General features: G+C 40.0%; 19 protein-coding genes and 3 pseudogenes. 17 read left to right on the forward strand and 5 right to left on the reverse strand.

The genetic code is table 11. From position 1 onward, the window contains the following. Nucleotides 1-360 precede the first annotated feature (360 nt). The 3 genes from P20480_RS09270 to hslR form a co-directional block, all read right to left on the reverse strand. Nucleotides 361-1,899 carry a phosphoenolpyruvate carboxykinase gene (locus P20480_RS09270; protein WP_008129614.1) on the reverse strand — a complete coding sequence of 513 codons (1,539 nt, stop codon included), beginning with the start codon at nucleotides 1,897-1,899 and terminating at the stop codon, nucleotides 361-363. Nucleotides 1,900-2,165: 266 nt separating this feature from the next. Next, nucleotides 2,166-3,011, reverse strand: coding sequence for an Hsp33 family molecular chaperone HslO (gene hslO / locus P20480_RS09265; protein WP_008129617.1), 846 nt, complete (start codon nucleotides 3,009-3,011; stop codon nucleotides 2,166-2,168). Nucleotides 3,012-3,023: 12 nt separating this feature from the next. Further along, entirely contained in the window at nucleotides 3,024-3,446 is a 423-nt protein-coding gene (hslR, locus tag P20480_RS09260) for a ribosome-associated heat shock protein Hsp15 (RefSeq protein ID WP_008129619.1), read from the reverse strand. A 214-nt stretch (nucleotides 3,447-3,660) separates the two neighbouring features. Here hslR and gspC point away from each other — a divergent pair, with 214 nt between their 5' ends. From gspC to P20480_RS09195, 13 genes and pseudogenes are all read left to right on the forward strand, one after another. Next, the gene (gene gspC, locus P20480_RS09255; RefSeq protein ID WP_008129620.1) at nucleotides 3,661-4,602 is read left to right on the forward strand and encodes a type II secretion system protein GspC; all 942 of its coding nucleotides are present in this window, start codon (nucleotides 3,661-3,663) and stop codon (nucleotides 4,600-4,602) included. A gap of 23 nt (nucleotides 4,603-4,625) precedes the next feature. After that, nucleotides 4,626-6,690, forward strand: a pseudogene (gene gspD, locus P20480_RS09250) (type II secretion system secretin GspD). After that, nucleotides 6,683-8,248: a type II secretion system ATPase GspE gene (gene gspE / locus P20480_RS09245; protein ID WP_008129625.1), complete on the forward strand. Its 1,566-nt coding sequence runs from the start codon at nucleotides 6,683-6,685 to the stop codon at nucleotides 8,246-8,248. Before gspD ends, gspE begins: the two are co-directional and overlap by 8 nt. A 2-nt stretch (nucleotides 8,249-8,250) precedes the next feature. Continuing rightward, nucleotides 8,251-9,485 (forward strand): annotated as a pseudogene (gspF, locus tag P20480_RS09240) (type II secretion system inner membrane protein GspF). A gap of 78 nt (nucleotides 9,486-9,563) precedes the next feature. After that, a complete protein-coding gene (gspG, locus tag P20480_RS09235; protein ID WP_006794634.1) occupies nucleotides 9,564-9,986 on the forward strand; it encodes a type II secretion system major pseudopilin GspG in 423 nt (140 codons plus the stop codon). A gap of 70 nt (nucleotides 9,987-10,056) precedes the next feature. After that, entirely contained in the window at nucleotides 10,057-10,620 is a 564-nt protein-coding gene (locus P20480_RS09230; RefSeq protein ID WP_008129629.1) for a prepilin-type N-terminal cleavage/methylation domain-containing protein, read from the forward strand. Next, nucleotides 10,620-10,994: a type II secretion system minor pseudopilin GspI gene (gene gspI / locus P20480_RS09225; protein WP_008129632.1), complete on the forward strand. Its 375-nt coding sequence runs from the start codon at nucleotides 10,620-10,622 to the stop codon at nucleotides 10,992-10,994. Before P20480_RS09230 ends, gspI begins: the two co-directional genes overlap by 1 nt. Then, nucleotides 10,995-11,609, forward strand: a complete 615-nt coding sequence (gene gspJ / locus P20480_RS09220; RefSeq protein WP_006794637.1) for a type II secretion system minor pseudopilin GspJ — start codon at nucleotides 10,995-10,997, stop codon at nucleotides 11,607-11,609. After that, a complete protein-coding gene (gspK, locus tag P20480_RS09215) occupies nucleotides 11,602-12,588 on the forward strand; it encodes a type II secretion system minor pseudopilin GspK (RefSeq protein ID WP_006794638.1) in 987 nt (328 codons plus the stop codon). The genes gspJ and gspK overlap by 8 nt, the downstream gene beginning before the upstream one ends. Beyond that, complete coding sequence (gene gspL, locus P20480_RS09210; protein ID WP_008129637.1) at nucleotides 12,585-13,793, forward strand: type II secretion system protein GspL; 1,209 nt, start codon at nucleotides 12,585-12,587, stop codon at nucleotides 13,791-13,793. Before gspK ends, gspL begins: the two co-directional genes overlap by 4 nt. Further along, the gene (gene gspM, locus P20480_RS09205) at nucleotides 13,790-14,263 is read left to right on the forward strand and encodes a type II secretion system protein GspM (RefSeq protein ID WP_008129639.1); all 474 of its coding nucleotides are present in this window, start codon (nucleotides 13,790-13,792) and stop codon (nucleotides 14,261-14,263) included. Before gspL ends, gspM begins: the two co-directional genes overlap by 4 nt. Before the next feature lie 3 nt (nucleotides 14,264-14,266). Beyond that, on the forward strand, nucleotides 14,267-15,025 hold the full coding sequence (locus P20480_RS09200) for a type II secretion system protein N (protein WP_008129641.1): 759 nt from the start codon (nucleotides 14,267-14,269) through the stop codon (nucleotides 15,023-15,025). 22 nt (nucleotides 15,026-15,047) lie between these two features. After that, complete coding sequence (locus P20480_RS09195) at nucleotides 15,048-15,635, forward strand: UPF0149 family protein (protein ID WP_008129643.1); 588 nt, start codon at nucleotides 15,048-15,050, stop codon at nucleotides 15,633-15,635. 40 nt (nucleotides 15,636-15,675) lie between these two features. On the opposite strand, the gene P20480_RS09190 is transcribed toward P20480_RS09195, so the two are convergent. Continuing rightward, nucleotides 15,676-15,882, reverse strand: coding sequence for a hypothetical protein (locus tag P20480_RS09190; protein WP_008129646.1), 207 nt, complete (start codon nucleotides 15,880-15,882; stop codon nucleotides 15,676-15,678). Further along, the gene (locus tag P20480_RS09185; protein WP_008129647.1) at nucleotides 15,882-16,241 is read right to left on the reverse strand and encodes a hypothetical protein; all 360 of its coding nucleotides are present in this window, start codon (nucleotides 16,239-16,241) and stop codon (nucleotides 15,882-15,884) included. The genes P20480_RS09190 and P20480_RS09185 overlap by 1 nt, the downstream gene beginning before the upstream one ends. 289 nt (nucleotides 16,242-16,530) lie before the next feature. Between P20480_RS09185 and ccoG the strand changes: the two are divergent. The 4 genes and pseudogenes from ccoG to P20480_RS09165 all read left to right on the forward strand — a co-directional run bounded on the left by ccoG (nucleotide 16,531) and on the right by P20480_RS09165 (nucleotide 20,323). Next, nucleotides 16,531-17,960 (forward strand): annotated as a pseudogene (ccoG, locus tag P20480_RS09180) (cytochrome c oxidase accessory protein CcoG). A gap of 75 nt (nucleotides 17,961-18,035) precedes the next feature. After that, entirely contained in the window at nucleotides 18,036-19,010 is a 975-nt protein-coding gene (locus tag P20480_RS09175) for a serine/threonine protein kinase (RefSeq protein WP_006794646.1), read from the forward strand. A 34-nt stretch (nucleotides 19,011-19,044) separates the two neighbouring features. Then, nucleotides 19,045-19,668, forward strand: coding sequence for a thiol:disulfide interchange protein DsbA/DsbL (locus P20480_RS09170; RefSeq protein WP_008129652.1), 624 nt, complete (start codon nucleotides 19,045-19,047; stop codon nucleotides 19,666-19,668). Nucleotides 19,669-19,684: 16 nt separating this feature from the next. Continuing rightward, a complete protein-coding gene (locus P20480_RS09165; RefSeq protein ID WP_006794648.1) occupies nucleotides 19,685-20,323 on the forward strand; it encodes a thiol:disulfide interchange protein DsbA/DsbL in 639 nt (212 codons plus the stop codon). Nucleotides 20,324-20,350 lie beyond the last annotated feature (27 nt).

Consider the following 20,350-nt stretch of genomic DNA (forward strand, 5'->3'; position numbering starts at 1 on the left):
ATTCACATTTTCTTCTCTAAAGCGTCGTGTCTCTTAAGCGAAGCGCCTCTTTGTAAAGAGTGTTTTAGTTATCTAGTACATTACCAGATGATGACGCAAAATTAGCTCTTTGGCTCTTTAGCGCAGGGTACAGCGCCACTGCTATAAAGCTGTTATCCTACTCTAAATGAAAGAAAGTTCGACTCGAAAGAGTAGACTTTTATATGACTGTAAACCTTTAACAGTTTGGCTTGTGGTGTTGGAGTGTTCTATCTTATGTATTCGGTTATTTATTAAAGAAACTTAGTTGCTGGGGTAAAAATTAGAATCAAAAACGCCAACTCAAGGTTGGCGTTTTAATTATGAGGCTAAAGGTTATTTTTAAGCTTTAGGGCCTGCATTTTTAATATCGTCAGATACGTCGTATTTAGCAAAGTTTTCTGTAAAGTCAGCAGCCAATTTAGCTGCATATTCATTATATTTAGCCTTATCTTCCCACGTGTTAATAGGGTTAAGAAGGTTGCTATCAACACCTGGTACTGCAACTGGTACGTTTAAGTTCAATGCATCAATATGTTGAGTTTCAACACCGGCTAATTTACCTGACACTATAGCGTCAATTACAGCACGTGTAGTTGGTATATCAAAACGCTTGCCGATACCGTAAGGACCGCCAGTCCAGCCAGTATTCACTAGGTAAACTTTAGCGCCAAACTCACGTACACGTTTCATTAGAAGCTCAGCATAAACACCTGCAGGACGTGGGAAGAACGGTGCGCCAAAACAGGTTGAGAATGTAGATTCTATATCGCTTGTTGAACCAATTTCGGTTGAACCTACTTTAGCAGTATATCCGCTTAGGAAGTGGTACGCAGCGGCTTCTTCACTCAGTACAGATACAGGAGGTAATACGCCACTCACATCACATGTTAAGAATACAACAGCTTTAGGCTCACCTGCGCGGTTTTCTACTTTACGCTTTTCAACATGTTCTAATGGGTACGCAGCTCTGCTATTTTGGGTCAGACTTGTATCGTTAAAATCTGGCACACCTCTATCATCAAGCACAACATTTTCTAAGATAGTGCCAAAGCGGATTGCATCCCAAATAACAGGCTCATTCTTTTGTGAAAGGTCGATACATTTTGCGTAACAGCCGCCTTCGATGTTAAATACACTACCAGGTGCCCAGCCATGTTCGTCATCGCCGATTAGGAAGCGAGTTGGGTCAGCTGATAACGTTGTTTTACCAGTGCCAGATAAACCGAAGAATAATGCTGTGTCGCCAGCTTCACCAACGTTAGCCGAACAGTGCATTGGTAATACACCCTTAGCTGGTAATAAGAAGTTTTGAACTGAGAACATCGATTTCTTCATTTCACCGGCGTAGCGCATTCCCGCCAGTAATACTTTACGTTGTGCAAAGTTAATAATTACGGTGCCATCGCTGTTAGTGCCATCACGATCTGGTTCACATACAAACGATGGTACGTTCATCACTTGCCATTGTGGTAAGTTTGAAGCGTTATAGTTTTTAGGTTCAATAAACATGTTTTTGGCAAAAATGTGATGCCATGCAGTTTCTGTTGTGACAACTACAGGTAAATAATGCTCTGGGTCAGCGCCGACTTCTAGGTGAGAGGTGAAGTGGTCACTACTTTGCACATGTGCTTCTACGCGTGCCCATAAAGCATCAAATTTGTCAGCATCGAAAGGACGGTTTACATTGCCCCATTGAATTTCATTTTGTGTTGTAGCTTCTTGTACAATAAAACGATCTCGAGGTGAACGGCCTGTTCGTTTTCCTGTAATGGCTACGAAAGCACCATTTGCGGCTAAAGTTCCTTCGCCACGGCGGATCGCATGCTCGACAAGTTCAGCTGCGGTTAAATCGACAAAACGTGTAGCGCTTGTAATCATGTTTATACCTAACTATGTATGAGAGTTTGAACGGGATAGCTCTGGGTAAATAGTGCCCTTCAGCTGTAATGATAGTAACAGAAGGTTTTCAGATATTCGAGCCTGTAAAGCCCCTAAAAACATATATATTTGCAAAAAAACATGAATAATTTCAATGATACCGGTGTCATTAAATGTCACTTTTTATGACACCGGTATCATCTTTTTATAATATAAAACCGCATATTTTGCGGCTTTATGTAGGAAGATGAGCTGAGATGGAGTTTTTAGTTGAAAATACTCTTAATGTCTTGCTCATTAAACGTATATTCTTTTAAGCAGTAATGACAGTTGATATTAACACTGCCGTTTTCTGCTACATCATCGAGTAGTTCTTGTTGTCCTACATTAACTAATGCGGTGATTGTTTTGTCGCGACTACAGCCACATTTGAAACGTATGCTTTGTGGTTCAAAAACACGTGGATTATCTTCATGATACAAACGAGTTAAGATTGTATTTGCATCAAAATTTAACAACTCTTCATCTTTTATCGTATTGCTGAGTGCTTCTAGGTGGGTGAAGTCTTCAATTGACTTCTGTTTATCAACAGGCAGTACCTGTAAAAATAAACCACATGCCTTTGCACTGCCTTCGGTTGTATTGGTTGCAAACCATAAACGAGTTTTTAACTGCTCTGATTGCTCAAAGTAACTTTCAATACACTCACTTAGAGTGTCATGCTCTAGAGGGACTATACCTTGGTAGCGCTCACCTTTATCTGGCGTAATAGTTATAACCATATAGCCATTACCGATTAGTTCTTTGACAGTACTGCCTGTCACTTCATTTTGTAGACGAGCAATACCACGCATATTTTGCTTATCATCACCATTTATTACTGCATATTTAACGGGTCCGTCACCTTGCAGTTGCACGGCTATTTCACCTTCAAATTTTAATGTAGCTGTAAGTAAGCAAGTAGCGACCAATAGCTCACCTAGTAATGCTTTTACAGGTGCTGGGTAATTATGGTTTGCAATCATTTCATTGTAGGCACTCTCAATTTGAACGAGTTCGCCACGAACATCTAGTTCGTTGAATAAATAACGGTGAAGTAAATCTTGTTGCATGAGCGGCTATACCTAACTTGATTTCATTTTTAAAAGTTCGCGTCTTTGCTTTTTATCGGGTTTTTTATCCGGATGAGGAGCAAAAAAGCTATTATTTTTACGTGCGATGCTGTTTTCTTCGCGTTTGGCGATACTAGCATCAGATTCTTGGTACAAGGTCTGAGCAATGGGGGCGCTTTGTCGTTTTTCAAGCACTTTCGTTATGGTTACGATTTTTTCATCTACACCTTGAGCGAGTTTCACTATCGCACCAACTTCGACTATTTTACTCGCCTTTGTTCGCTGTCCATTATAATGCACTTTACCGCCTTGTACCATTTCCCTTGCTATCGCACGTGTTTTATAAAAGCGTGCTGCCCATAACCATTTATCTAATCGAACTTTTAAGTTATCTATGAGGTCAGAGTCTTTATTACTATTGCTTTTTTTACTCATAACGTATTTGTACCTGCAGTAATTTGTTATCTAAAATTTACCACGAAATCTATCTAGGATGAAGGTATTACAATGGGTGTTTGTTTTTTGTTCAAGTAAATAGAAGTTATTCATTCTGTTTACAAAGTTTAATATTAGTGTGCTTGTTGAATGAAAAATGAAAGGGTACTATGGGGACGCGCTTACGCAGTAAATTAAAAAAAGAACACTATTTATGGAACAGCAAATCCAACAGCTAAAACACATTTTAACTCGATTACCGCATGCTAAATTAAGTGCGTTAGTCACGCTATTAGTTGTTGTTTACCTTGCATTTTTATTATCAAAATTGGTTTGGCTTTTATGGCCTCAACCTCAGGTATCTTTACTTAGTCCTACTCAGTTTGCCACACAGTCATCGGGAACAAGTAATAATTCGGCACAACGCATTGTTGAGCAGTTTTTGTTTGGTAAAAAAACGGTAACAAACAGTGCTAATACTGCAAAACAATCACAAATTATTAATGATGCCCCTGAAACACGTTTAAGTATTAACTTAACAGGCATAGTAGCTGTAAGTAATGATGATAAAGCAGGCGTGGCAATTATTGAGTCACAGGGCAAGCAGGTTAGCTACCTTGTCGATGAAGTCATATCTGGGACGCGCGCAAAAGTAGCGCAAATACTTCCTGACCGTGTCATTTTAAGTGTAAATGCTCGGTTTGAAACGCTAATGCTTGATGGACTCGATTTCACCAAAACAGTCTCTATGCCGGTGCTCGCTGCAAAAGATGAGCAAGAAATGGGGCCGCAACGATTAGATGATAGTGAAGAACAAATAAATGCGACTGCAGACCCAGAAGTAAAAGAAGCCATTATAGAAACACGTGAAGAATTATTAGAAGAACCCGGTAAGCTTTTTGATTACATACGTGTATCTCAAGCAATGAGTGAAGGTGAGCTAATTGGTTACCGCTTAAGTCCGGGAAAAGAACCCGCACTATTTAAGCAAATGGGATTAAAAAATAACGATTTAGCTGTTTCTATTAACGGCTATCAACTAACAGATTTAAAACAGGCCATGTCAGCCATAAACGAGCTGCGCAATAGCACCGATGCTACTATCACCATTGAGCGTGATGGTGAGCAAATAGATGTGCAATTTAGCCTGCAATAACTTAGCTTTGGAGTTTTAACATAATGGTTCAGGTGCTACACCTCACAAAAATTAAAAAAGGGTTAGCTAAGTACGCATCTACTTTTTTTGGCGGCAAGTATTTCTTTGTCTGTTTCTGCGGTTGAATATGCAGCAAACTTTAAGGGTACTGATATCAACGAGTTTATTAATATTGTTGGTAAAAACCTTAATAAAACGGTGATTATAGATCCCAACGTACGTGGTAAAGTGAATGTACGTAGCTATGAGTTAATGGATGAAGATCTTTACTATCAATTCTTTTTAAATGTATTAGAAGTTTACGGCTACTCAGCTGTTGAAATGGATAATGGCATTATTAAAGTAGAAAAAAGTTCTGATGCTAAAAAGTCGAATGTGCCACTAATTACTGAAAACAGTTCTGCATCGGGCGATATGATGATCACCCGTGTGGTGCGCGTAAAAAATGTAAGCGTGCAAGAACTAGGACCATTAGTTCGTCAATTTAGCGATCAAAAAGATGGTGGCCATGTTGCTAACTTTAATGCTGCAAACGTAATGATGTTGACTGGCCATGCTGCATCAGTAAACCGCTTAGTGGAAATTATCCGCTCAGTTGACCAAGCCGGTGATAAGCGTGTTGATATTGTAAAGCTTAAATACGCAACGGCTGATGATGTTGTTTCTGTAGTAGAAAATATTTATAAAGATAGTGGCAAAGGAAGCGTACCAGAATTTTTGATTCCTAAAGTCGTAGCCGACGGCCGTACCAATAGCGTAATTGTAAGTGGTGAAGGGCAAGCCCGCACACGTGCAATTGAATTGATTAAGCGCCTTGATGGTGAGCTTGAAAGCCAAGGCAACACTAAGGTGTTTTATTTAAACTATGCCAAATCGGAAGACTTAGTTAAGGTTCTTCAGGGTGTAAGTAAAACGTTAACCGAGGAAGCTCAAGGTAGTGCAACTAAAACGCGTTCGCGTAGTAACAGCGAAACCAGCATTGAGGCACACCCAGAGTCAAACTCACTAATAATTACTGCACAGCCAGATACTATGCGTTCATTAGAATCAGTTATTGAACGATTAGATATTCGTCGCGCACAAGTATTAGTTGAAGCAATTATTATTGAAGTGATGGAAGGTGATGGCGTTAACTTAGGCTTGCAGTGGATTTCAGAGCAAGGCGGCATGCTGCAGTTTAATAACGGTACAACAGTACCTGTTGGGTCGTTAGCTGTTGCAGCAGAACAAGCTGCAGATCAAACAGTAACTAAAACAATTATTGGTACAGAGTCTGGCACGGTTACACCTTACACAGAAACGACAGAAGGTGACTACGGGCCGCTTGCATCATTACTTAGTGGTATTAATGGCTTAGCTCTGGGCGTTATAAAAAATGACTGGGGCGCAATTATTCAGGCTGTAGCAACCGACACTAACTCAAATATTTTGGCAACGCCTTCAATTACCACTATGGATAACGAAGAAGCCTCTATTTTAGTGGGTCAAGAAGTACCTATTATTACCGGATCTCAAACAGGCACTAACAATAGCAACCCATTTCAAACGGTTGAGCGTCAAGAAGTGGGTATTAAACTTATTGTAACGCCACAAATTAACGATGGCTCAGCGGTACAGCTCACCATTGAGCAAGAGGTATCGAGTGTAAGTGGTGCAACTGCGGTTGATATTTCAGTGAACAAACGCGCTATTAAGACAACGGTTATCGCCGATGATGGCGGTATGGTTGTTTTAGGTGGCTTAATAGACGAAGACGTTCAAGAAAGTGTGTCTAAAGTCCCATTATTAGGTGATATTCCTGTTTTAGGGCACCTATTTAGGTCAACAAACACGACTCGCCGTAAGCGTAACTTAATTGTATTTATCCGCCCAACGATCATCCGTGATGGGGTGAGCATGAATAAGTTAAGTTTTAACAAGTATAACTTTATTCGTGGTGAGCAAACTAAGCAGCAAGAAGATGGTATTGATTTAATGCCAATGACCGATACCCCTGTATTGCCAGAGTGGAATGATGAGCTAGTACTTCCGCCAACTTATGAAGAGCACTTACGTAAACAAAATGCACAAGAGCGTAAAGATGACTAATGCGATACAAGAGATAAACCAAGACGTGGTTCATCCTAATACGCATAGTTCAGATGAGCCCTTAGCTGATGACGTACTCGTTGAGTTACCAGCAAAACGTTTACCATTTTCGTACGCGCGACGTGCAGGTGTTTTACTCAGTGAATATCAAGGCCAAACTACCGTGTACTTTCGTGGTGAGCTTGATTTAGATGTATTACTTGAAGTGCGCCGAATCGCAGGTCATGGCTTTAAATTAGAGCAGCTTGATGATGACAAGTTTGAATTGTTACTAGAGTCATCTTACCAACGTGATAGCTCTGAAACGCAGCAAATGATGGAAGATATTGGCAACGAAGTTGATCTGTTTTCTTTAGCTGATGAGCTCCCGCAAACTGAAGATTTATTAGCTGGTGATGACGATGCGCCCATTATAAAACTCATTAATGCCATGCTTAGCGAGGCCATTAAAGAGGGGGCGTCAGATATTCATATTGAAACGTTCGAGCAAGAGCTTGTGATTCGTTTCAGGGTTGATGGGGTTTTAAAAGAAGTACTAAAACCAAATCGTAAACTTGCCTCATTGCTTGTATCGCGTATTAAGGTAATGGCAAAACTCGATATAGCTGAAAAGCGTATTCCGCAAGATGGTCGTATTAGCTTGCGTATTGCAGGACGTGCAGTAGATGTGCGTGTATCAACCATGCCGTCGAGCTTTGGTGAGCGAGTAGTATTACGTTTACTTGATAAGAACAATGCTCGCCTAAACCTAGAAGATTTAGGTATGACTCCAAAAAACCGTGAGTTGTTTGCTGACTTAATTAGTAAGCCGCACGGGATTATTTTGGTAACAGGACCAACGGGTTCTGGTAAAAGTACCACCTTGTATGCAGGTATGAGCCAAATAAATTCTCGCGATCGTAATATTCTGACTGTAGAAGATCCTATTGAGTACGAGATCCCAGGTATTGGTCAAACGCAAGTAAATACAAAAGTAGATATGACGTTTGCAAGAGGGTTGCGTGCTATTTTACGTCAAGATCCCGATGTTGTAATGGTGGGTGAAATACGTGATCTTGAAACTGCCCAAATAGGGGTTCAAGCATCACTTACTGGTCACTTAGTTATGTCTACACTGCATACAAATACGGCGTCTGGTGCTATTACTCGAATGGAAGACATGGGCGTTGAACCGTTTTTGCTTTCTTCATCGCTATTAGGTGTTTTATCTCAGCGCTTAGTGCGTACGTTGTGTAACAGCTGTAAAGAAGGGCATGTGGCAGACGAACGTGAATGTCAGCTTTTAGGTGTACCATTTGAGAGCAAGCCAACGATTTACCGTGCAATAGGCTGTGAAGAATGTAACTTTAATGGTTACAAAGGTCGTACTGGTATACACGAGTTACTTGTTGTAGATGAAACAATACGAGAAATGATCCACAACGGTAAAGGCGAGCAAAGTGTAGAAAAATACATTCGCACTCATAGCCCAAGTATTCGCCAAGATGGTTGCAGCCGTGTGCTTGCAGGAAAAACCACGCTTGAAGAAGTGCTGCGTGTTACCCGTGAGGAAGGCTAATAATGGCTGCGTTTGAATATCGGGCATTAGATGGCCGCGGCAAAGAAAAAAAGGTATTTTAGAGGCCGATACCGCCAAACAAGTTCGTCAGCTTCTGCGCGATAAAAGCTTAACCCCTTTAGAGGTTGTGCCTGCGGCTCAGAGTGATAAACAGGTAAAGGGTGAGAAAGCGCCTTTATTTGGTAGCCTTTTTAAACCAAGTATTTCTACATCTGAACTTGCGCTCATCACACGCCAGTTAGCAACGTTAATTCAGTCAGCATTACCAGTTGAGGGCGCGGTTATGGCGGTGGCTGAGCAGTGTGAAAAACCACGTTTAAAACGTATGTTAATGTCGGTTCGTTCAAAAGTTGTTGAAGGCTATACCCTTGCTGATGGTATGAGTGAGTTTCCCCATGTGTTTGACGACTTATATCGTTCAATGGTGGCTGCGGGTGAAAAGTCAGGGCATCTTGACCAAGTACTTAATCGCTTAGCCGATTACACCGAGCAGCGTCAGCATATGCGTAGTCAAATAACACAGGCTATGGTTTACCCAACTATTCTAGTTATTTTTGCCATTGGTATAGTGTCGGTTTTATTAGGTACTGTTGTTCCTAAAATACTAAAAACCTTTGAAAAAACTAAACAAGTATTACCTTGGACCACCGAGTGGGTAATGGCTGGGAGTCATTTTGTACAAAATTACTGGTTTATTAGCCTACTAGCCATCACCGGCATTGCGATTGGCATTAAGTACGCATTAAAAAAACCACAAGTGCGCTTTTGGTGGGACGACCGTGTGCTGCATATGCCGGGTATTGGTAAGGTGGCTCGTGGTATTAATACCGCTCGCTTTGCTCGTACGTTAAGTATTTTATCTTCAAGCTCTGTACCACTACTTGAAGGAATGCGGATTTCTGGCGATGTACTCGTAAACGAAAAAATCAAGAAGTCGGTAGCCGACGCAGCTGACAGAGTAAGCGAAGGTGCAAGCCTTAGAGCGGCCTTACAGCAAACTAAATTATTCCCGCCGATGATGCTACATATGATCGCCAGTGGTGAAAAATCAGGTGAGCTAGAGCAAATGCTAGAGCGTGCAGCGAATAACCAAGACCGTGAATTTGAAAGCATGGTAAACGTATCGCTTAAGTTATTAGAGCCTGCAATGATTGCTTCTATGGCTGTTATCGTTTTATTTATTGTTATGGCCATTTTGCAGCCTATTATGGCAATGAACAAAGCAGTTGGGCTCTAAATTTAAATAGTTTTTATATATTAATGGTTTTACCTAAACCATTTTTGCTTAGTGTTTTTAGAATAATGAGGTAATTACGTGAACAAACAATCAGGTTTTTCTTTACTAGAAGTAATGGTGGTACTGGTTATCATCGGGATGATTATGTCTATTGTTGCGCCAAATATTATGGGCCAACAAGAAGAGGCCGCTATTGATAAAGCGCATTTAGATATTCAGCAGCTTGAAGATGCTATGAGCTTATACAAGCTTAAAAATAAAAGTTACCCAAGCACAGAGCAAGGTCTTGAAGCGTTAGTGACTAAAACGTCTATTGAGCCTGTTCCAAAACGTTTTCCTGATGGCGGCTTTATCAGCGAATTACCAGAAGATCCATGGGGTAATACATACTTATTAATAAGCCCAGGTGAAATTGGTAAATTTGATATTTTCTCTATGGGACCAGACGGTGAAGTCGGTACCGACGACGACATTGGTAACTGGGATGAAGAAAAGCAGTAATGAGTCAGTCTACTGAGCTTAAACTAAATGTACTTTTTGAAGACTTATTATGAACGTAGGTCTTCAATTAATGCACAAGAAAAAGGGTTTTAGCTTAATCGAGATTTTAGTTGTATTAGTGGTTATCGCTTTTGCAACAAAAATGGTGGTATACAGCTTAGATGGCGGCGCCGAAGATGAGTTAGATGCTCAAGCGCTTAGGTTGCATACCACCATTAATATGGCGTCAGAATTTGCAATTTTAAATCAGGTCGAGCTTGGCTTACTCGTTGAGAAAAATACCCTAGAATACTTGGTATTTGATGGGGAAAAATGGGTAACCTTTGACAGAGAAGAGTTATTTAAACCCATAGAGTTGGAGCCACGCCTAAAGCTTACCCTCAACTTAGAAGACCTTGCATGGGCTCAAGATAATCTACTTGAACAGTCTAATTGGCGAGAGCTTATGAGTGGTGGTGAAGAAGATAGCTTACTCGAACTTAAAAAGCTTAAAATACCTCAAGTACTTATTTTATCGTCGGGCGAAGTAAGCGCATTTCAGTTAATTCTTGAGCTAAAAGATCAAAGTGACCCTGTTTACTTTATTGAGGGTGAATTTACAGCACCAGTAAATTTAAGAAGAGAGCCAGAGTAATGACATTAAGTAAAGGCTTTACCTTGTTAGAAGTACTTGTTGCTTTGAGTATTTGTGCAATGGCGGGTATTGCAGCAATGCAAGCCACAGGCGAGCATATTCATCACTTAACAACAATTGAAGAACAAACATATGCCTCATGGGTTGCTGAAAATGTCATTATTGAACAACGGGTAAAAGGCGAGCAATGGCAAGGTAAAAATAACTTACGTGGTAGTGAGGTTATGGGTGGTGTTGAATGGTTTTGGCAGCAAGAGGTTATGCCCACTGCAGATAAAAGCTTTGTTAAATTAACCATAAATGTATTTATCGATGAAAAGTACGAACAGTCAGTCTATGAGCTTTCAACGTATTTAAATAAAGGTAAAAAGTAAGTGAAGCAGCGCGGATTTACATTGCTTGAAGTAATGGTTGCTTTGGGGATTTTAGCTTTTGTTGTTATTTCTACGCACCAAATACTAGACAGCACAACTAAAGCAAAAGACGCATCGGACGAAAAAATAGCGGAACTTAATGGTTTACAAACAACGTTTAGACTTATGGACCAAGACTTTAGCCAAATGACTAAACGTGCAGTTAGAAACGAGTCTGGTGACGTACAAGAATATTATTTATTAGCAGGGCGTTATGTGCTTGAAAGCCAATATGACGGCATTGCATTTGTAAGAGACGGTTGGATAAACCCAATAAATTTATTACCTAGGTCAGAGCTGCAGGCTGTTGGATATAGGGTCATAGATGATAATCTTGAGCGTGTGTATCGCGTGTACGTTGATCAGCTTGATAATATGGAGCCACGTGTACAGCAGGTATTAGAAAACGTCGAAGAGCTTAAGTTTGAATTTTTAGACAGTGACAATAAGTGGCAAGAACAATGGGAAGTAAAAGCATTGCCTAAAGCGGTTGCGGTTACTTTACAACAAATAGAGGCCGAACCTATTCGTCGTGTATTTTTAGTTCCTGGGCAAGGAAGTAGAAGTAATGGGTAGGCAGTCTTCGCGCGGAGCAGCGCTGGTTATTGTGTTATTTATTGTTGCATTAGCTGCTATTTTAGCCGTAGAAATGAGTGCTAATTTAATGGTGCAAGTGCAAAAAAGTACTAATTTACAAGGTCACCAACAAGCAAAATGGTATGCCTACGGTGCTGAAGAGTTAGCTATTAAAGGGCTTATTCAAAGCAAGAAAGATGACCCAGATAAAACAACGCTTGATCAAGTATGGGCAACACAAGGTAACGCAGCATACCCAGTTGATAACGGCACATTAAGTGGTTCAATTACTGACTTGCAATCATGTTTAAATTTAAACGCCATAGCGATTGAACCCGATACAAATAGCGCTGATAAAACAAACCCTGCACACAAAGCACTGTTTGCCTTACTTGAAAATATAGAAGATTTACCAGCGGATGAATCGGAAGAAGCAATGGCTGATAGCGTGTTCGACTGGCTGGATGAAAATAGCATAACCTATCGCTCAGGTGCTGAAGAGGGAGAGTACTTATCCCGTAAATTTCCGTATATGACAGCTAATAGTTTATTTGCATCTCCATCGGAACTTCGCTTGGTAAAAGGCTTTAACCCGCTAGTAATGGAAAAAGTATTGCCTTATGTGTGTGTTATTCCGGGGAGCACTCAGCTTTTAATTAACATTAATACAATAGCACCAGAACAGGCTTTACTACTAAGCGCGCTGATGGATAATTTAAGTTTGTCGGCTGCAGAGGCTGTCATTGCCGCAAGACCACAAACAGGTTTTGATTCTTTAGAAGAATTTTTTGAACAGGTACAGCAACAAGGCGGTACAAACACTGAATCAGTGAAAGACTTATTTAGTATTAAAAGCGAATATTTTAAATTACAAACGCAGGCAAACTTTGTAGATCTGCGTTTTTCGATGACCACCTTACTGCACGCCAAAGACGGCGAAGTAACGATACTGGCGCGAAAATTTGGAGGCGTACAGTGACAGAAATATTGTTGATCCGTACGGGTCAAACCCAACAAGAACGATTAAATTGGCTTGTATATTCACCACAAGAACAAGAAATAATAGCCAGTGGTGAGCTATCAAGCGCAGGCAATTTGAATGAATTAAGTGAAAAAGCAGCCAACAGGGAAGTGGTTGTTTTATTGCCAAGCGATCAAGTGCAATTAAAAACGGTAACATTACCCACAAAGTGGAATCGCAAATTAGAGCAAGCACTCCCTTACATGCTTGAAGAAGATATAGCCTGCGATGTAGACGATTTGTATATAGCTATAGGCGAAGCAACCATGGTTGGTGAGCAGCATGCTATTCAGGTTGCTATGACTGACCGAGAATGGTTTGAGCAATGGCTCGCGTTGTTTGTGGAACATGAGCTGCCTGTTTATAAAATATTACCTGATGCACTGTTGTTACCCTCTGTAGGTGAAGGAGAGGCTAGTGCTATAGAGCTCAATCAGCAGTGGCTGTTTAAGCAAGGGGCATGGCATATTAGTGCGGTTGAATTAAGCTGGTTGTCAGGTTACTTGACTGCGTTAGGTAACCCTGAGGTTAAACACTTTAGCCCAGCGGAAGACTTCCCAGAGGGGACTAATTTACAAGCGCAAACAAGTCAGTACGATCTCCCGTTAGCTTTATTTGCTAAGCAATTAAATAACGTTAAATTCAACCTTCGCCAAGGTGTTTACCAGCTTAAAAAGAAGAGCGCGCTCTGGTGGGGTTACTGGAAAGGCGCGGCAATTTTTACAGCCGTCGCATTGGGCTCTACTTTAGTTATAAAGGCAATTGAGTTGCAACAGCTTAATTCTCAGGTCGATATAGTAAAAAACCAAGTAGTTGAGCGATACCAGACAGCATTCCCCGGATCTAAAGTGCACCCTAATTTGATAAAAAATCAGATTAAAGGCGCATTAGATAGAATAGAAGGCTCTGATGAATCCGGTTTTTTAGAGCTGACGACTAATTTGGTTGATGTATTTTCACAAGTGAATGAGTTCACACCAGAAACATTACGTTACGACAAACGAAGAAACGAATTACGTATTCGCGCGCGTGCTAAAGACTTTCAAACCTTTGGTAAAGTAAAAACCATACTTGAAAAGCAAGGCTTAACGGTAGAGCAAGGGTCTTTAAATAACGATGGTGATTTTGTGGTAGGTGAGATTAAATTGCGAGGTGCCGCATGAAAGCACAAGCGATAAAATACTGGCGTTCTTTAAAAGAACAAGAGCAGCAACTTATTATGGTTGCTGGTGGTATATTTGTTATTTTTGTTCTTGTGATGGGGATATTCAGGCCGTTAAATAACGCCATAACAAAAGCAGAACAATCGAAAATTAAGCAACAGGCTTTGCTCGTGTGGGTTGACGAAAGCATAGTAAAGCTAAAAGCAGCGGGTAATACGCGTGTTGCGAGTAGTCAAAATCTAAGCCAAGTGGTTAACTCTACCCGAAGTCGCTATCAAATCAATATTAGTAAAATGCAGCCTAGTGATGGTTCGCTGCGTTTAACGCTCGACTCAGTAGAGTTTAATAAACTAGTAGAATGGCTCGATGAATTAGTGAATCAACATGGTTTAAAAATCGAAAACTTAGATTTAAGTCGCGACGATAAATCGGGTTATGTAAGAGTAAGCCGTTTGGTAATAGAGAATTAATAAATGAAAAGAATAATTATATTATCGGCTGTCTTTTTAATTAGTTTTATTGTGTTTTGTATTATTAAATTACCCGCAGCTATCGCGCTTGATTTAGCAAAACCCCATTTCCCTAAGCAGTTAGAAGTAGGGCAGGCTGTAGGCACTGTATGGCAAGGCCAATTAATGCAAGTTCGTTTTGATGGCGAGCAGTTAAACAATGTGCGCTGGGATATCGCCGGTTGGGCATTATTTACTGGCAATTTAAATACTAATATAAAGTTTGGAAATGCTCGCGAACGCACCGATATATCGGGATATGCAACCGTCAGTTATGGATTGTTTAATCATACTTTAAAAGTAACAGATGGTTTAGTTCGCTCAACGGTAGAGCGAGCTATGCAACGAGTTCAGTTACCATTACCTGTTACAGCAAAGGGGCGTGTAATACTTGAGCTAGATGAATACACCTCAGGTGCTCCTTACTGTGAGTCATTAAAGGGTGAAATAGCGAGCCCAAATATCGACGTGCAAGGCTTAAATGGTTGGTTTAATATAGGACCTTTGGCTGGCAGGTTAAGCTGTAAGTCGGGCGATGTGGCAATATTAATCGACCCTGATAACACCCTTGGGCTTGAAGCCGATGCCACTCTTAAAGCTAACTTTGACTTTAGCGTGGCAGGGTATGTAAAACCAGATGCTAGCTTACCAAAAGATGTTCACGATGCGGTTAAGTTTTTAGGCCGACCAGATAGCCAAGGCCGTTACCCGCTCAATTTTTAATGTTTTGATATAAAGAGTTTTAATGCAACTACCGCAATTCACTGAGCTGCATGCTAAGCAGCTCAGCACATTTCTAAATACCCAACCTCAAGCCATGACCTTTGAACAAAGCCAAGGTTATTTGTTTGGCGTTATATGTTCACCCGACCCCCTTGATGTGCACGAATGGGTTGATGTGATACTCAATAATTCAGCAAACGAATTAGATGAAGAAACGCTATTTTTATTTATGGCGTTTTACCATCAAATAAGTGAACAGGTGTTTGAAGTAGGGTATAAACTGCCACCACAGTACGACAGTGCATATTGCTCGCAGTGGAGCCAAGGCTTTTTAACAGCAAGTAATGCTTACACGCAAAAGCTATTAGCAGCAACGAAGTTAGATGCACAGTACAAAGAGGCCTTAGAAACCGCACAAGCAACCCTCAGCTTTTTTGCATTAGATACACAGCTTATCTCTCAAATAGCATCACAAAATTCAATGAATACTTTGCAGTTGTGTGAGCAACAATATGACCTTATGGGGGATTTTGCACTTGGTTTTGCAGAGCTAGTAGAAATAGTGGCGCTCAATAGTGGTTTGTATAACGATGATGGCTGGGACGAGTAGTTAGCGTTAAACTTTTTAATAATGGGCGCTTTAATTAATATCAAGCGCCAAGATCTAAAATAATATCAGTGCAGCCTTGCTTGCACTTCACCACGCCTTTTCCCATTTCGCTGGTGGCTAAATCAAGTGTGAGTACCGTATTACATTTTTCGCATTTTAGCGTTTTACCTTGTGCTAACTGTTTAAGCATATTACGTTGCTTGTGAAACGAATCACTGGTTTTTTTGTTTAAATTAGAAAAGTCCATTATTTAGCCCGTTTTTGCTCGAGTGATTCAGATACTATTTTACACACTTTATTTAAGCGTTCAGCGTAGAAGTAAAGGTTTAAGTCGCGTTCACGACAGTAGCGCAAATTAAATAGCTGAACTGCGTCATCAGTGGTGAATGTTTTTTCTACGTATTCTTTTTCTGAGCTTGAGAGTGTCAGCTCATGACTAATTCTGTTTTTTGCTAAATTAGCAGCAGGGCTTCTATTTACTTTACTTGCATCACTTAAAAAGCCAATACCTTCGCCTAATAGCTTTTCGCGTGGTTCTTTTACAAGTGGATGATCAATGGTAAAAAACGCAAGGATCACAATTATCAAAATAATAAACTTCTTCATGGATACGTAAACCTTGATCTAAATAGGGTTGAATTATCAAGCAGTGTAATAAACTGCCTTTTAAAAGCAAGTAACTGAGATGAATAAATTAGTTGTAATCTATACCAGTAATTTTAGCCAATATTGATATAATAACTAACAAAAGTTAGATATTTCTGAAATATCTGAAAGTATTTAATTTATGATTCATTAAACAAGTCTTACTTAGCAAGTTACTTGCTACACTATGAGTATAGAGCATTTGATTAGTGCTCAGCTTTTATTTTCCAAGCGGTGTTGAGGAACTTCGATGGACAAACAGATTAAAGTAAAAACATTCCTGTTGAGGTAAAAATTCAAAAGCCGGATTTAAGCCGTCAAGATGATAGATTTAACCCCCGTAACCGCATTTATGTGAGAGCCGTAAAAGGTCTTCACCAATTACTAAGACAGCGCATTGGTTTTTTAGGCATGCTCGCATTTATGGTTTTGCCATGGATAAACTTTAACGGCCAGCAAGCCGTGCTATTTGATTTAATAGCACAAAAATACAATATTTTTGGTCTAACTTTATGGCCTCAAGACTTCACCATACTGGCGTTTATATTCATGCTGGCGGCTTTTGCGCTGTTTTTGGTAACTACATTTTATGGACGAGTCTGGTGCGGATATACTTGTCCTCAAACGGTATGGACCTTCATTTTCATCTGGTTTGAAGAAAAACTTGAAGGCACAGCAAATCAACGTAAAAAGCTCGATCAACGGCCTATGGACTTTGACAAGTTCTGGCGAAAAACAGCTAAGCATTCCAGCTGGGTGTTGTTTTCTTTGTATACTTCTATTTCGTTTGTTGGTTACTTCACACCGATAAGAGAGCTACTCCCCGATTTTATAACCTTTAATGTTGGCGGTTATGCACTAGTGAGCATTTTAGTATTTGCTGTGTGTACATATGGTAACGCAGGCTGGATGCGTGAAATTATGTGTTTGCATATCTGTCCCTACTCACGTTTTCAGTCAGCAATGTTTGATAAAGATACCTACACAGTAACCTATGATGAAAGCCGAGGTGAAAGCCGAGGCCCTCGCTCACGTAAGGTTGCCCACGCAGATTTAGAAATAGGTGACTGTATTGACTGTAACCTATGTGTACAAGTCTGCCCAACAGGCATTGATATAAGAAACGGTTTGCAGGCTGAGTGTATAAATTGTGGTGCGTGTATTGATGCGTGTGACGGCGTAATGGATAAAATGGAGTACCCGCGAGGGTTAATTTCGTATACCACAGAACGTAATCTTGAGACGCCAGAAAATAAAACCAACCCTCTACGAGCCAAAATTATTGGGTATACGGTCATACTAGTGTTGCTAACCGGCGCGCTTGTTACAAATATTGCACTGCGTAAACCAATGGACTTTGATATTATTCGTGATCGAAATCAGCTATATCGTGTCGACTTTAATGGCTTGGTTGAAAACACATATACCTTAAAGGTCATCAATAAGGCGCAATATGAGCAAACCTTTAACATTAAAGTGGCAGGGCTAGAAAACTTTAAATACATAGGTAAACAAGTATTTACTGTTCAAGCAGGTCAATCGCATAATGTGCCATTATCACTCGTTATGGATCCTTATGACTTAAAAGCGCCTATAACAGAGTTTAATTTTGTATTGTCGCCAGTTAATGAACCGGATGAAACAATTTCGCAATCGAGCAACTTTTTTAGAGCGCGATAGCCGTACTTTCTAATTCGGTAAATATAGCAATAACAAAAGCGGGTTTAACCCGCTTTTCATTTATATAAGAAGAGCATGAGCAAATTTAGCTTTATAGATTTAACCCCAGATTTAATACTTGATGCGATAGAAACCATAGGTATTTATCCCGAGTCTGGGTTACTAGCGCTTAACAGTTATGAAAATAGAGTTTATCAATTTAAAGCCGAAGACGGTCTGCGTTACGTAGTAAAGTTTTATCGTCCCGAGCGTTGGAGTAAAGCACAAATTCAAGAGGAGCACGATTTTGCTTTTGAGCTTGCTGACGCTGAAGTACCCGTTGTAGCCCCTGTTTTACATAATGGACAAAGCTTGTTTGAACACCAGGGCTATATGTTTGTGGTATTCCCAAGTGTGGGTGGGCGATTATTTGAAGTAGATAATTTAGATCAGCTTGATGTTATGGGACGTTTAATTGGTCGAATGCACCAAGTAGCTAAAACCAAACCCTTTACTTACAGACCAACAATAAGCTGTGAAGAATATTTGCATACAGCTAAAGTTCATCTTCAAAAAAGTAACTTGGTGCCAATGGGATTAAGCACTGCTTTTTATACTATTTTAGATTTGGTAATTGAGCAGACACAAAAGCAGTATCAAGATACAAATAGTATTCGCTTACATGGCGATTGCCACGCAGGCAATATATTATGGGCTGGCGATGCGCTAATGTTCGTGGATTTAGACGATAGTCGTCAAGGGCCTGCTATTCAAGATCTATGGATGATGCTCAGTGGCGACAGACCAACGCAACTGTTACAGTTAGACACTTTGGTGGGAGCGTATGAAGAATTTTGTGATTTTGACCACGCTCAACTCAAATTAATTGAACCGCTGCGAGCAATGCGTATTATTCACTACATGGGATGGGTGGCAAAAAGGTGGAGCGATCCAGCTTTTGTGCGGAACTTTTCATGGTTTGCTGATGACAAATACTGGGAGCAACAAATTTTAGCGCTTAAAGAACAACTTGCTGCACTGCAAGAACCGCCGTTAAAGTTATTGCCGTAAATTATTATTTAATGACAAGTACAACGAGATACTAATGCTTAAAAAACTAAAACTGAGCCTACTTCTTTTATGTTTACCTTTTGCAGCCTTTGCTGCACAGTTTGAGGCAAATAACCAATACACGATTATTAAAACTGAAAAAGACACAACACCCCAGGTAACAGAGTTCTTTTCATTTTATTGTCCGCACTGTTTTAAATTTGAACCAGTGGCTAAAGCAATTGAAAAAAAACTGCCTGAAGGCACTGATTTTGTTAAAAGTCACGTCAACTTTTTAGGTGGTGTATCTCCACAGGCGCAAAGTAATTTAAGCTTTGCTTACTTAATCGCTAAACAACAAGGGCAAGCACAAAATATAGCTGACCAAATTTTTAGAAGTATCCATATTCAAGGTGTGCCTTTAACAGAAGTTAAAGACCTTAAAAAGCTATTGGAAGTAAATGGAATTGATAGCGACAAATTTGACCAAGCTATTGCAAGCATGCCAATTATTGCCGCAGAGCAAGCAATGCAAGACAAGCAAAACAAATATTCAAAGTTAGGTGCATTAACTGGTGTACCTACTTTTATTGTTAACGATAAATACAAAATCAATATTAACACCATAAAAAACCAACAAGAACTTGATGAGTTAATTGCGTTTTTATTAGCATTATAAATTTTGGAGCATAAGAATGATTAAACTACTTAAAGCAGGGTTACTTGCATTAGTATTACCGATGGCAGCAACAAGCTTTGCGGCAGACTACCAAGAAGGCGTCCATTACGATGTTATTGCTGAACGTGCCACTAAAAAGCCAGAAGTAAAAGAGTTTTTCTCTTTTTATTGCCCGGCGTGTAATAACTACGAGTCACTGATCAGCGAATTTAAGCCTAAACTAGATAAAAATGTTAAGTTCAAAAAGAGTCACGTTGACTTTGTGGGTGTTCGTAATCCAGAAAACCAACAAATGATGAGCCAAGCACTTGCAACTGCTGAAGTACTTCCTCAAAAAGAGAAACTTATCGCAGCTATTTTTAATCATATTCACACTAAGCGCGCTAAATTTAACGAATTAGCTGACGTGAAAGATGTGTTTGTTGCGCAAGGTGTTGATGGCGATAAGTTTGATAAGTTATTTAAAAGCTTTTCGGTTCGTACATTAAGTTCTAAGATGAAGCGCGATCAAGAATACTTTAAAGAAAAAGGTGCTCTTCGTGGTGTACCCACATTTATCGTAAACGGTAAGTATAAATTAAACTTAGGCCGTGAATCGGGTGTTACAGCTCCTGAAGATATCAGTAAATTAATTAATTACTTAGCTAACAAGTAAGTTTAGCTAAAACCAAAAAAGCTCCTT

The sequence above is a fragment of the Pseudoalteromonas sp. BSi20480 genome, from assembly GCF_000241365.1.
GTDB classification, from domain to species: Bacteria; Pseudomonadota; Gammaproteobacteria; order Enterobacterales; family Alteromonadaceae; genus Pseudoalteromonas; species Pseudoalteromonas marina.